The sequence below is a fragment of the Methanoregula sp. genome, from assembly GCF_049510175.1.
GTDB lineage: Archaea > Halobacteriota > Methanomicrobia > Methanomicrobiales > Methanospirillaceae > Methanoregula.
The window spans coordinates 88,696-101,697 of sequence record NZ_JBEKZF010000004.1; the positions used below are offsets into that span (position 1 = coordinate 88,696).

At 57.9% G+C, this 13,002-nt stretch carries 10 protein-coding genes; 6 read left to right on the forward strand and 4 right to left on the reverse strand.

Features of this window, described 5'->3' with window-relative positions; translation table 11 throughout:
• The first annotated feature begins 64 nt into the window (after nucleotides 1-64).
• The 3 genes from ABSG49_RS07155 to ABSG49_RS07165 are packed head-to-tail and all read left to right on the forward strand — an operon-like array spanning nucleotide 65 to nucleotide 2,902.
• On the forward strand, nucleotides 65-1,207 hold the full coding sequence (locus ABSG49_RS07155) for a Re/Si-specific NAD(P)(+) transhydrogenase subunit alpha (protein WP_424025435.1): 1,143 nt from the start codon (nucleotides 65-67) through the stop codon (nucleotides 1,205-1,207).
• Nucleotides 1,204-1,515, forward strand: a complete 312-nt coding sequence (locus ABSG49_RS07160) for an NAD(P) transhydrogenase subunit alpha part 2 (protein ID WP_424025436.1) — start codon at nucleotides 1,204-1,206, stop codon at nucleotides 1,513-1,515. The genes ABSG49_RS07155 and ABSG49_RS07160 overlap by 4 nt, the downstream gene beginning before the upstream one ends.
• Nucleotide 1,516: 1 nt before the next feature.
• A complete protein-coding gene (locus ABSG49_RS07165) occupies nucleotides 1,517-2,902 on the forward strand; it encodes an NAD(P)(+) transhydrogenase (Re/Si-specific) subunit beta (RefSeq protein ID WP_424025437.1) in 1,386 nt (461 codons plus the stop codon).
• Nucleotides 2,903-2,994: 92 nt separating this feature from the next.
• On the opposite strand, the gene ABSG49_RS07170 is transcribed toward ABSG49_RS07165, so the two are convergent.
• The 4 genes from ABSG49_RS07170 to ABSG49_RS07185 form a co-directional block, all read right to left on the reverse strand.
• A complete protein-coding gene (locus tag ABSG49_RS07170) occupies nucleotides 2,995-4,590 on the reverse strand; it encodes a Ppx/GppA phosphatase family protein (protein ID WP_424025438.1) in 1,596 nt (531 codons plus the stop codon).
• Nucleotides 4,587-6,203 (reverse strand): CHAD domain-containing protein, encoded by a 1,617-nt coding sequence (locus ABSG49_RS07175; RefSeq protein WP_424025439.1) that lies wholly within the window; start codon nucleotides 6,201-6,203, stop codon nucleotides 4,587-4,589. Before ABSG49_RS07175 ends, ABSG49_RS07170 begins: the two co-directional genes overlap by 4 nt.
• On the reverse strand, nucleotides 6,187-8,289 hold the full coding sequence (ppk1, locus tag ABSG49_RS07180) for a polyphosphate kinase 1 (protein ID WP_424025440.1): 2,103 nt from the start codon (nucleotides 8,287-8,289) through the stop codon (nucleotides 6,187-6,189). The genes ABSG49_RS07175 and ppk1 overlap by 17 nt, the downstream gene beginning before the upstream one ends.
• 161 nt (nucleotides 8,290-8,450) lie before the next feature.
• Complete coding sequence (locus ABSG49_RS07185; RefSeq protein ID WP_424025441.1) at nucleotides 8,451-9,128, reverse strand: DUF2115 domain-containing protein; 678 nt, start codon at nucleotides 9,126-9,128, stop codon at nucleotides 8,451-8,453.
• A gap of 159 nt (nucleotides 9,129-9,287) precedes the next feature.
• Between ABSG49_RS07185 and ABSG49_RS07190 the strand changes: the two genes are divergently transcribed.
• The 3 genes from ABSG49_RS07190 to ilvN are packed head-to-tail and all read left to right on the forward strand — an operon-like array spanning nucleotide 9,288 to nucleotide 12,951.
• On the forward strand, nucleotides 9,288-10,778 hold the full coding sequence (locus ABSG49_RS07190; RefSeq protein WP_424025442.1) for a 2-isopropylmalate synthase: 1,491 nt from the start codon (nucleotides 9,288-9,290) through the stop codon (nucleotides 10,776-10,778).
• Complete coding sequence (gene ilvB / locus ABSG49_RS07195) at nucleotides 10,775-12,451, forward strand: biosynthetic-type acetolactate synthase large subunit (RefSeq protein ID WP_424025443.1); 1,677 nt, start codon at nucleotides 10,775-10,777, stop codon at nucleotides 12,449-12,451. The genes ABSG49_RS07190 and ilvB overlap by 4 nt, the downstream gene beginning before the upstream one ends.
• Nucleotides 12,448-12,951, forward strand: a complete 504-nt coding sequence (gene ilvN / locus ABSG49_RS07200; RefSeq protein ID WP_424025444.1) for an acetolactate synthase small subunit — start codon at nucleotides 12,448-12,450, stop codon at nucleotides 12,949-12,951. Before ilvB ends, ilvN begins: the two co-directional genes overlap by 4 nt.
• The last annotated feature ends 51 nt before the right edge of the window (nucleotides 12,952-13,002 follow it).

A 13,002-nucleotide genomic window follows, 5' to 3' on the forward strand; every position in this document is an offset into this window, starting at 1 on the left:
GCACCCCCGTCAGTGCACAGGATTTAAAGGCGATATTCATGGCCGGTTCGAAGGGAGCGATCGTATGACGGTCGTAATCGCCGTTCCGAAAGAACAGGCCCCGGGGGAGCAGCGCGTGGCGTCCGTGCCGGAAATCGTCCAGAAGATGACGAAGTCTGGCTACGAGGTCCGGATCGAACACGATGCGGGGTCGAGTGCGTACTACTCTGACGATCTCTTCATCGCCGCCGGTGCGAAGATTGCATCCAGCCGGACTGAGCTGCTGGACGGCGCCCGGATCGTGCTGCGGGTCCAGCCCCCGACCGTCGCCGATGTCGATCAGCTTTCCGAGGGCACGATTGTCATCGGGTTCATGAACCCTGCGAACAACCTTGAAGCGATCGCCCGGATGCGCGACCGGAAGGTCACCGCTTTTGCCCTTGAGTTCGTTCCGCGGATCACCCGCGCCCAGAGCATGGATGCGCTCAGTTCCCAGGCAACGGCCGGCGGTTACGTGGCGGCCATCTTGGGTGCTGATAACTGCCCGAAGTTTCTCCCGATGCTCACAACTGCCGCGGGTACGATACGCCCGGCAACTGTGCTCATTCTGGGAGCCGGTGTTGCCGGTCTGATGGCGATCGCTACGGCAAAGCGGCTCGGCGCCATCGTCGAGGCTTACGATGTCCGGCGCGCCGCCGGAGAGCAGGTCCGGAGCCTCGGCGCCAAGTTCCTCGAGCTTGAGATCAATGCCGAAGGTCAGGGTGGCTACGCGAGAGAACTCACGCCTGAGGAGAAGGCGAAGGAGCAGCAGATGGTCTCCGCCGCTGTTGCACGGGCCGACATCGTCATCACGACGGCTGCCATTCCCGGCCGGAAAGCTCCTGTCCTTATTACAAAGGAAACGGTCGCAACGATGAGGCCAGGTGCCGTCGTCATTGATATGGCTGCTGAATCTGGAGGCAACTGTGAACTGACCCAGTCAGGCAAGACCATCCGGGAACACGGCGTCCTGATCATAGGGCCCCAGAACCTCCCGGCCCGGGTGCCGTTCCACACGAGTCAGATGTACGCGAAGAACCTCCAGTCGTTCCTGGCACTTCTCGTTGACAAGGACGGAAAGCTTGTCACAGAATTTACCGATGAGATTCTGGTCGCGAGTCTTCTGGTCCATGCTGGCGAAGTGCGTCACGGGCCTACGCGCGAGCTTATGAGCGGAGGGAAGCGATGAGTGACGTAACAACCCTCTGGACAGCGGTCTACATTGCGATGCTGGCTGCGTTCACCGGCTACGTCGTCATCAGCCGGGTCCCCGCCATCCTCCACACGCCGCTGATGAGCGGCTCGAACTTCATCCACGGGATCGTGCTTGTCGGCGCGATGGTCGCGCTCGGTCTCGCAACGACACCTCTTGAACAGGTTATCGGCTTTATTGCAGTCATCCTTGGAGCGGCGAATGTGACCGGCGGCTACGTTGTCACGGAGCGGATTCTCCAGATGTTCGACCGCAGCGGAAAGAAGCCCGGAAAGGAGGTGTAAGATGGTCGAACTCTCGTGGCTGATCGATCCAATCTACATCGTGACGATCTTCTTCTTCATTCTCTGTATGCAGCGGATGAGCCACCCGCTCACTGCACGGAGCGGGATCGTCTGGGCCGGCGCTGCGATGCTGATCGCGACGCTCGTCACGTTCCTTACCCCGAACCTCACCAACTTTGCCCTGATCACCATTGCGATTGTCATTGGCGGAGGCTTCGGTTATATAGCAGCAAAGCGCGTTGCGATGACCGACATGCCCCAGATGATAGCGCTCTATAACGGTATGGGTGGCGGCGCAGCAGCCGGGATCTCGACGGTTGCGCTTCTTGGCACAACCACCACGGTTACCGGTTCCCTCGCACTTGTTGGCGGCCTCATCGGGGCTGTCTCGTTCACGGGAAGCATCATTGCGTTTCTGAAGCTCCAGGGCTGGATGCGGCCGCGGCCGATCACCTTCCCGGGCCAGCAGATCGTCAATATGGCAGTCTTGGCCCTCGCCATCGTATCCGGTGTGCTCGTTATCCTCCAGCCGGCTTGGATTCCGCTCTCCATTACCATGTATCTCCCGCTGTTCTTCGTCCTCTCGCTCGGGTTCGGGCTCCTCATGACGCTCCCGATCGGCGGGGCCGATATGCCCGTTGTGATCTCGATGTACAACGCTTTCACCGGACTTGCCGTCGCACTCGACGGGTTCTCGTTTGCGACCCCCAACTATGCGATGGTCGTCGCCGGTATCATTGTCGGCGCCGCCGGTTCGCTGCTCACGCTTAATATGGCGCGGGCGATGAACCGCTCGCTCTCGAACGTCTTCTTCGGTGCGTTCGGCGCTACGGAAGAGAAAGGGGTACAGATCCAGGGCAGCATAAAATCGATCGGGTCCGACGACGTCGCAGTCATGCTCGCGTACGCGAATAAGGTAATCATTGCTCCCGGCTACGGCATGGCGGTCGCCCAGGCCCAGCAGAAGGTCAAGGAGCTGACCGATCTCCTCGAGAGTAAAAACGTCCAGGTAAAATTTGCAATCCACCCGGTCGCCGGTCGGATGCCCGGCCACATGAACGTCCTGCTCGCTGAGGCCGGGGTCGCCTATGATCACCTCTTTGACAGGGATGAGATAAACCCGGAGTTCCCAAGCACCGATGTCGTCCTCGTCATCGGCGCCAACGACACCGTCAACCCAGCGGCGCACCGGCAGGGCAGCCCGCTCTTCGGCATGCCAATTCTCGACGTCGACCGGGCAAAGAACGTCATTGTTCTCAAGCGCGGGCAGGGGAAAGGTTTCTCCGGGATCGAAAACGATCTGTTCTACCGGGACAACACGCAGATGCTCTATGGCGACGCGCAGGAATCTGTCGGGAAAGTCGTGCAGGCCCTCAAGAAGCTCTAAGATCCACAGGCGTTTGCCCGCTTTTCTGGCATTTTTCACCAACTTTTTGAGGGACTTTCAAAATAGGAGGATCCCGAACGGGGGATGATTTTTCAGGTTATCCGTGAATCGATGACCTCAAAAACCAGCTTCCTGCCAAACGCCTTCTCGAATGATTTTTTCTCGCTCTCGATACCCCACATCTCCAGCTGGCAGTCGCCACGGGTGATGATCTCGAGACGGGCAGTGTCTTTGTCAACAGAAGAGAAGCGGACATGCTGGACGAGGGCTGCATGGCTCCGGTCAAGGCTCTCGCCCAGCCGGATGAAACTCGATAGCAGTCGCAGGGCATTCTGTTCCCTTGTATCGAGATCCGTGATCTCGAGATCCTTTTTCTTGGGGCTCTTCTTGCGGTGGAACCGGGCAAGCGTGGCCATGAAACTCACTTCCTTTTCATTAAACCCAAGGAGCTCGGAATTCCGGATGATGTAATACGAGTGGGCATGGTGGTTGGTGTACGAGATGAACGAGCCGATATCGTGGAGAAACGTGGCATATTCGAGAAGCTCCCGCTCGGCATCGGAAAAGTCATGGAGTTTCTGAGATTTTGCCGAATCGAACATTTCAAGCACAAGACTTGTTACAGTACGGGCATGGACCTCGTTGATTCCGCACGACCGCCCCAGTTGCAGCACGCTCCGCTGCCGGGGCGAGAGTTCGCCGAGCAGGGGGAAGTTGTCCATCCGTGAGAGATAATCAACAAGGAGCCCGTCCTGCAGGCCGCGTCCGGTGATGGTGATCTCGCTGAGGCCCAGTTCCTTCATAAACATGTCAAGGATCGCTGCACCCGCAATGATGATGTCGGCACGCTCTGGGTTCATGCCCGGCACTTTCCGCCGTTGTTCCAGCGGGAGCGGACAGATCATTTCGATTACTTTTTTTAAGTCCTTGTAGGACAAGATCTGGCCGGAAGCAGTGCCGGAAGACTTCGCTGACACGTGGAGGGTTTTCTCCGCGATCTCGGCAAGGTTCATGACCGTGCCGGAGCTCCCGATGGCACAGTCGGGTTTGAATCCCTTTACCTTCTCGACGGAACGAATAATGGCGTCCTTGATATGCTGCTGGATCTTTTTGTATTGCTCTGGAGTGACCGGGCCTTTGCTATCGGGATCGAAGTACAGGTTCGAGAGACGGATTGCCCCAAGTCTGAAACTGTCGAGGTAATGATAGTCCCGGGCAACGCCGACCGCGATCTCGGTGCTGCCTCCGCCAATATCGATGAAAAAAACCTTCCTGTTCCCGATATGGGTGCCGCTGACAACTCCTAAGTATATCAGGCGGGCTTCTTCACGGCCGGAGATAACGCGGATGTCCAGCTGTGCCTCCTGCCGGATCTGATGGAGGAGCTCGTTCTGGTTCGATGCTTCCCGCGTGGCGGAGGTAGCTACGGCAACAAATTCCTCGGAATGGAAAGTCCGTGCCAGTTCCGCGAATTTTTTTGTTACCATGACCGCACGCTCCATGGCCTGCGGCGTGATCACCTCGTCTTCGAATTCACCCTCACCCAGCCGCACCTGCTGTTTCTGACGGGTCAGGATCGTGTAGGAGTGATTGGGGTTGAGCCGTACTACCAGTACCCGAATCGAGTTTGTCCCCATATCGATGAATGTGACGACGCGCCCCTCAGGGCCGTGATTGGGAGTCTTCACCGGATCACCAGTCCCCTTTCAAACATACGGACAAAGAGGCCGGACTTGGATCGTGCCCGCTCCTTCTCCTGAGTGACATCGACCGGAGATATGACATCGCACACGACTTCCCGGTTCCCGATTACGCAGTGGATTTCCTGCACGGACCCCTTGTGGAGGAAATCCAGGCCGTCCACGATGCGGAGGATCGCGGCGAGCTGGAGTGTCTTTTTCCGGTACTCGGGAGCCAGCAGCGGGAAGAGGGGATGGGACTCGATCCGTACCTGCCCGCGGTGGGCACGGGCAACAAGGCCGATCATGCTGCGGTCTGCGAGGTCAAAAGATAGCGTCTCATCGGAAAAAATACGACGGGAAGAACGGGCATTGTGCCGCTTTGCACCGTCAAGCCATCCGATATCATGGAGCATACCTGCACATTCGAGCAGGAAACGATCGTGCCGGGACATTTGGTGCAGGGGTTGCAGGCTGTCGAAGAGCATGAGTGCGAGCCGGGTCACGGTGCGGTGGTGTAAGAGCCCGTCGGGATAGGTCGCCGCAAGGGCTTCGCATGCCATGTGGGTATCCTGTTCCCGATGTATCCGGGCCGGAATGAACCGCTTCTTTCTCCCGCTGTCAAGAGTCTGCCGGAGCTCGTCCCATATTTTTATCCGGAGGAGGGACTGCCAGTACCGCATGAAGTGGCGGTGCAGCAGGACCCGTTCCCGCTCCCGGTCCTGCAGGAAGAGCCGGAGGCTTGCAAGTGTCGCAGTATCCGGGCGCTTCTCCCCATTCTGAGATCTCATACGGCTCCGCTCCCGGAGCAGCAGCCGCGTGACATGGTCAATCCAGACATCGCAGTCATGAAGGTCCCCCAGGATCTCCTGGACTTTTTTCACCCGGGCATGGGGTTTTCTCAGGTCGAGGCGGTACATGGGCCCGTACACTTCCATGGTGTACCGGAGTTTCTTGGCTGCGATCCTCATCGCGTGGTGTTCTGCCACCGCATCCGGGTGGGGGATCCACGGTTCGAATGAACGCATGACAGAAAGGCGCGACTCGATACGGAGGGCAGCAACCGTCGGTAAGCCATAGGCAAGGGACTGCACGGGCGTTCGCCGGCTTGCAGCGATCCTTGAGGCAAACGTGGTATGCATCTCGCCAACGACCCCGCTCTTTTCGAGATCAGAAAGGGCTGAGAGGACGCGGGCCTGGAGCTGCTGTCGTTTCTTCCGGAGTTCCTGCAGGAGATACGCGATCGCCGGTTGCAGCGGGTTTGAGCCGTCAGGCCCGGTACGGTTCCGAGTGCTCCATGCAGCAGTGCTCTTCTTCCGGTACTTAACCAGGAATGCAATCTGCACATCCGCATCCCGGGCTTCCCCAAGCGCACGGGTGATGCCCGCAATTTCCTGCATCCAGCGGGTGTACTGCTTCTGGGGGAAGCAGGTCCGGAACAGGGGAAGGGCGGCCCGGAGGCGGCGGGACGCGACCCGCATGCGGTGGATATACTCGATGTCCTCAGCCGCTTTGACACCATCGATCTCCTTTTCGAAAGCCTCGAGAAGAGGGGCGAGCCCCCGCATCCCGAACCAGCAGAGACCGGTATCCGGTGACGCATCCTTATGAGAATTTATCATACCAGACGCCCCGGTGCTCGACGAACCATGACTGTGCATTCAGGGATTCTTCAGACGGGCCGGGGACGATACGTATATACGTCCCGTCGGGCTGCATCAAGCGGGACTTGACGTTATCACCGAGCTGAACAGGGAGGATCGTATCGATGATTGCCTTTCGCAGTGCCGGGTTCTCAACCGGGAAGAGTATCTCCACGCGCCGGTCGAGGTTCCGGGGCATGATGTCGGCACTCCCGAGGTAGACCTCCTCGTCTCCTCCATTACGGAAGTAATAGATCCTCGCGTGTTCAAGGAACCGGCCAACAATCGCCGTGACCCGGATATTGTCGCTGATGCCGGGTAAACCGGGCCGGAGGCAGCAGATGCCCCGGACCTGCAGGTCAACCTTCACACCTGCCTGTGAAGCCTTATAGAGCGCCGCAATGCAGGCTGGATCGACCAGGGCATTCATCTTGAAGATGAGATGCCCGTCCCCGTGATCCTGCTGGCGGGCAATCTCCCGGTCGATCTTTTCGATTAGTACTTTTCGCAGAGTGACGGGGGCAACGAGCAGTTTGATATAGTGCTCGATCCGGGCATAGCCGGTCAGGAAATTGAAGAGGTTTGCGATATCCTCGCCAATCTCCCGGTCACAGGTGAGAAGCCCGAAATCGGTATAGATACGGCTCGTGGTCGCGTTGTAATTGCCAGTCCCGAGGTGCATGTAGCGCCGTATCCCGTCTTTCTCGCGCCGGACCACCATGCAGAGCTTCGCGTGCACTTTCAGTCCGACAACGCCATACACGACATGGACGCCCTCGTGTTCGAGCGCACGTGCCCAGCCGATGTTATTCTCCTCATCAAACCGGGCCTTCAGCTCGATCAGGGCGGCCACGGCTTTCCCATTCTCGCGGGCTTCCATGAGGGCATTGACTATCGGAGAGTTGGAGCCCACGCGGTAAAGGGTGATCTTGATCGCGAGCACATCCGGGTCGTGGGCGGCCTGGCGTATAAAGTTCACAACGGGCGTGAAGCTGTCGTAGGGCTGGTAGAGCAGAATGTCGTGGTGCCGGATTGCGGCAAAGACATCCCGGTCGTCGGCAAGGTCCGCGGGAATCGAGGGGAGGAACGGTGCATCCTTCAGCTCGGGGCGGTCCAGGGACATCAGCTCCATGAAGTCGGCCATGCCTACCGGGTGACCGACGCGGTAGAGCATTGATTCCGTGACACCAAGCTTGGACTCGAGCATATGACAGATGCCATCGTGCATTGAACAGTCGACTTCGATGCGCACAGGTTTTCCCCGGGCCCGCTGCTCCATGATCTCCTCAACCGTGGTGAGAAGGTCCGAGGCTTCATCGACTTCAATTTCAAGGTCCGCATCCCTTGTAATCCGGAAGGGAAACGAGGCGATCGTCTCGAGGCCGGGGAAGAGCATATCGAGATGGGCCGCAATGATCTCCTCCAGGTATACAAGGTGCACAATGCTGTCGCCACTGCGCGTGCTGCCGTCCGGTTCGGGCACCCGGACCAGCCGGGAGAAGAGGTTGGTCGGGACCTTGACGCGGGCGAAGAACTCCTTCCGGTTCTGGTCCCTCACGATGATCGCAAGGTTGAGGGAGAGGTTGGAGATGAAGGGAAACGGGTGTGAACTGTCAAATGCAAGCGGGGTAAGGACCGGGAAGACCTCGTCAACAAAGAACCGGTGCATCGCCGTTTTCTGCGGGCCGCTCATGTCACTGTATTTATGGAGAACAATCCCCGCTTCCGCGAGCCGCGGGAGCAGCTCCTTATGCCAGCAGTCGTCCTGTGCCTGCAGTTCAGGGAGGAGCTGCTGCCGGATCGCGTCGAGCTGCTGTGCAGGGGTCATGCCATCTGGCGGGGCCTTGAGCACCCCTTTGGATAACTGGCGCTGGAGACCGGAGACCCGGATCATGAAAAATTCGTCGAGATTATTTGCAAAGATCGCAAGGAACTTCACCCGCTCGAGGAGGGGATGGCTCATGTCGAGGGCCTCGTCCAGCACGTGACGGTTGAACCGGATCCAGCTCAGTTCGCGGTTGATATACCGCGACGGGTTATCAATAAGCAATTTCGGTGTATCCATTCTTTCGTTTCCCGTAAGAAAATCCGGCCAGGCCAGCAGTATCCCGACGTATCTACCAGTAGAGATGGATCTCCGATAAAATATATTCTTGCCTGATTCCTAACGTCTGTACGAATATAGCATTCTTATGCAGCATCGGTAAAAAAAATATTCTTCGGTTTTCAACCGTTGAAGTTGTGGAACCGATGGCAGTGCTCGATGAACTCCCGCTTCCTGTGCTCGCTCGGGTTGGTCGGGGGCCGGAGATACCCGATCTCGGGGGTCTGCCGGGCCGGGCAGAAGGGGCAAAGGGCGTTATCCACATCGTTTGCTTTCTCCCGCACCGGGCAATAATAGCATCCGTCCGTGAATTCGACCGTATCTCCGCCCGGGAAGGGTGTGCCAACCGGGTGGCCGGGCTCGTTCAGCACGAGCATGCAGTAGCCGGCAAGGAGATATTTCAGGAAACGGGTCCCCGGTGCATCGCCCGCTTCCTCTTCCCGGCACTGGCCGGCCACCATATCCCAGTACTTCTTCTGCTCATCGATAACCGGTTGGTCCAGGGTTTTGAACTTACCCTGCTGGTCATCGAGACGTATACGCTGGTATGTCCCGAGCAGGTGCTCGGTGATCTTCCGGGTCAGCCGGTCACGGTATTCCGGCGTGAGGTCCTGGACCTTCGTCACAAAGTTTCGCTTCATCCGTTCGATATCGGACGGGGAATGCGCAAGGACGATGCTCGCGATGCGCTCCCCAAGCTCCCCCCGGGAATTCACCTCTTTCAAATCCCGGCACTGCCGGGCAATTGCATCGCAGCTGGCAGTGGTTGAGGAAGAGTCGGTTTTTTCGAAAGACGGCATACTAACGTCCCAATGGCAGTTCCGGATGATCCAACCGGATAATGTGAACCAATAAAATATAATTTCTCCGGTCGGATCACATCTGGGCCAAGGGGCACAAATAGCCCGAATCTTTTTATATTCTCCATTCCCACCGTTATCTATGGTGATTTGCCATGAGTGAATGTTTTATTTGTTAAAAACCTGCGCTTTTTAGATACCACATTACGGGACGGAGAACAGACTCCGGGTGTCTCGTTAAACCCGGACCAGAAACTTGAAATTGCCTCAAGGCTCTCGGACATTGGTGTCGATGTCATCGAGGCCGGTTCAGCGGCTGCATCCGATGGAGAGCGTGAAGCAATCCAGCGGATTGCGGAGGCCGGTCTTTCTGCCGAGATCTGCACATTCGTCCGGGCCCTTCATGGAGACATCGATTATGCCGCTGAATGTAATGCGGACTCTATCCACCTTGTCGTCCCGGTCAGCGACCTGCATATTGCCAAGAAGATGCGCAAGACCCGCGACGAGGTCGTCGCGATGGCGATGGATGCCGTGGAGTACGCGAAGAACCGGGGACTCATTGTCGAGCTCTCGGGTGAGGACGCGTCCCGGGCCGATCAGGTATTCCTCCGCTCGATCTTTTCAGCGGGGGTCGAACATGGGGCAGACCGGCTCTGCTTCTGCGATACGGTAGGACTGTTGACACCGGAAAAGGTTGCAGAGTTCATCCCGCCGCTGGCAAAAATTGCCCCGCTGTCGATCCACTGCCACGACGACCTCGGCTTTGCGGTGACTAACACGATGGCGGCCTTAAAGGCCGGCGCCTCCTGCGCCCACGTGACGGTCAATGGTCTTGGCGAGCGGGCAGGCAATACGCCGCTTGAGGAAGTGGTAATGGCGCTCGAAGTGCTCTATGGGTACCACACACGGATCCGGAAGGAGCTGATCTACCCGCTCTCGAGCCTTGTCTCCCGACACACGGGCGTCCCGCTTGCAGTGAACAAGGCAATCGTGGGCGAGATGGCCTTCACGCATGAGAGCGGCATCCATGCCCACGGCGTGATCCGCGAACCGTCTACCTATGAATCGGTAAAACCTGAACAGGTAGGCCGCAAGCGCCGGATCGTGCTCGGCAAGCATTCCGGTACTGCCTCAGTCGAGGCGGCCCTGCACGAGATGAACTACAAGGCCGACGAAAAACAGGTAAAAGAGATCGTAAAGCGGGTCAAGCAGCTCGGCGATGCGGGCAAGCGCGTGACGGATGCCGACCTGATGGCCGTGGCCGATGCCGTGCTTGCGATCGAGTGCAAGCCGGTCATCAGGATGCGCCAGTTCACCGCCACCTCCGGCAGCCACATGATCCCGACCGCCTCCGTGACGCTGGTCGTGAACGGCGTGGAGATGACCGGGGCTGCCACTGGTGACGGCCCGGTCGATGCGGCGATGGAAGTCCTGCGCAAATGCGTGGGGGATGTCGCGGATATCCGGCTCGAGGAGTACCATGTCGATGCAATCCAGGGCGGCACCGATGCCCTTGTCGAAGTGACAGTAAGATTAAGTAAAGACGGGAAGATAATTACTTCACGCGGCGCCCGCACCGACATCATCATGGCAAGTGTCGAGGCGATGATCGCCGGCATGAACAGACTATTGAGGGACAGAACATGAAAACCGGGGCAAAAATCCTCGTTGAATCACTCCAGCGCGAGGGGGTCGAGATAATTTTCGGCTACCCTGGCGGGCAGATCCTGCCGGTCTATGATGAACTCTATGACTCGTCATTGCGGCACATTCTCGTGCGGCACGAACAGGCAGCAGCGCATGCCGCGGACGGTTTTGCGCGAGCGAGCGGCCGTGTAGGAGTATGCCTAGCCACCTCCGGTCCCGGTGCATGCAACCTTGTCACCGGGATTGCGACGGCTTATATGGACTCCGTACCGGTGGTCGCGATCACCGGGCAGGTCCCCACCTACATGCTCGGGAATGATGCCTTCCAGGAATCAGACATCACCGGTATCACGATGCCAGTCACCAAGCATAATTACCTGGTCAAGAAGACCGACGAGATCAGCAGGGTTGTTCAGGAAGCATTCTACGTTGCCGGGACCGGCCGGCCGGGACCTGTACTCATCGATCTCCCCAAGGATACCCAGACCGGGATGGCAAAGGATGTTCCGCGTGCCGACAAAGTCGTGCTCCGGGGATACAACCCCACCTATAAAGGCCATTCCCGTCAGATCGACAAGGTTGTTGCCCTGATCGTTGAAGCGGAGCGGCCGCTTATCTACGCCGGTGGCGGCATCATCTCGTCAAATGCTTCAACAGAGCTGATTGCGCTCGCAACCCGGATGGGAATTCCGGTCACCACAACACTGATGGGTATCGGCTGCATTCCCGGCGATCACCCACTCAATCTTGGCATGCTCGGCATGCATGGCACCGAGTATGCGAACTTTGCCGTGACTGAATGCGATCTCCTCATCGCCATCGGGGCACGGTTCGATGACCGGGTCACCGGCAAGATCGATACCTTTGCGCCGCACGCGAAGGTGGTCCACATCGATATCGATCCCGCGGAGATCGGCAAGAACAAACGGGTCGATGTCCCGATTGTCGGGGATGTGAAAGCGGTTTTACAGGATATGCTCACATCCATTAAAAAGAATGGCGTGCATGATGCCTGGTGGAAGAAGATCCAGCACTGGAAACAGTTTCACCCGCTCAAATGCCCTGCGAACGGTGCGCTGCACCCGCAGTATATCATCAGGACTTTAAGCGATCTGGTGAAAGACAAGGCCGTGATCGTCTCCGAGGTCGGGCAGAACCAGATGTGGACTGCGCAGCACTTCTGCTTCCACAACCCGCGCACCTGGATCACCTCCGGTGGTCTTGGCACCATGGGGTATGGGCTTCCTGCCGCAATGGGTGCGCATTTTGCCCGGCCGGATGTTCCGGTCTTCGATATTGCCGGCGATGGCAGTATCCAGATGAACATCCAGGAGTTCGGCACCATTGTCGCGAACAAAATTCCGGTCAAGGTCGTTATCCTGAACAACATGTATCTTGGCATGGTCCGTCAGTGGCAGGAGCTCTTCTACGACCACCGGTATTCGTTTACCGAGCTCCCGCCGGTCGACTTTGTGAAGATCGCCAATGCCTATGGTATCGAAGGAATGCGGGTCGAATCTCCAGACGACGTGCTCACGGCATTGCAGGCTTCCCTGAACTGTGACGGGCCGTTTGTGATGGACTTCCGGATCGAGCGCGAAGAAAACGTCTTCCCGATGGTCCCGGCCGGTGCTGCAATCAACGAGATGATAGGAGGTCATCCCCGATCATGAAGCCGCATACGTTATCCATCCTTGTCGAGAACAGGGCCGGTGTGCTCTCGCGGGTCACCGGCCTCTTCTCCCGCCGCGGGTTCAATATCGAGAGCCTTGCGGTCGGGCCCTGCGAGGAGCCGGACATGAGCCGGATTACCATCGTTGTCATCGGTGACGATGAAAAGATCGAACAGGTAATGAAACAGCTCAACAAGCTCATCGATGTGATCAAGGTCTCTGATCTGACAGACAGCGAGCGGGTGGAGCGGGAGCTTGCCCTGATCAAAGTGACGGCAGAACTGGGGACTTCCCGTGCAGAGATCATGCAGATTGCCTCCATCTTCCGGGCCCAGATTGTCGATGTCGGTACAAAGACCCTGATCCTGCAGGTAATCGGGGATAAGGACAAGATCGATGCACTGGAGAAACTCCTGCGCCAGTACGGGATCAAGGAATTTGTCCGGACCGGAACGGTTGGAATCCTCCGTGGGTCAAAGACGGTGACGAGCGGGAAGTAGCTGGCACGAGATACCTCTCTTTTTTCCGGATCCATTACTTCTGAAAGCCGA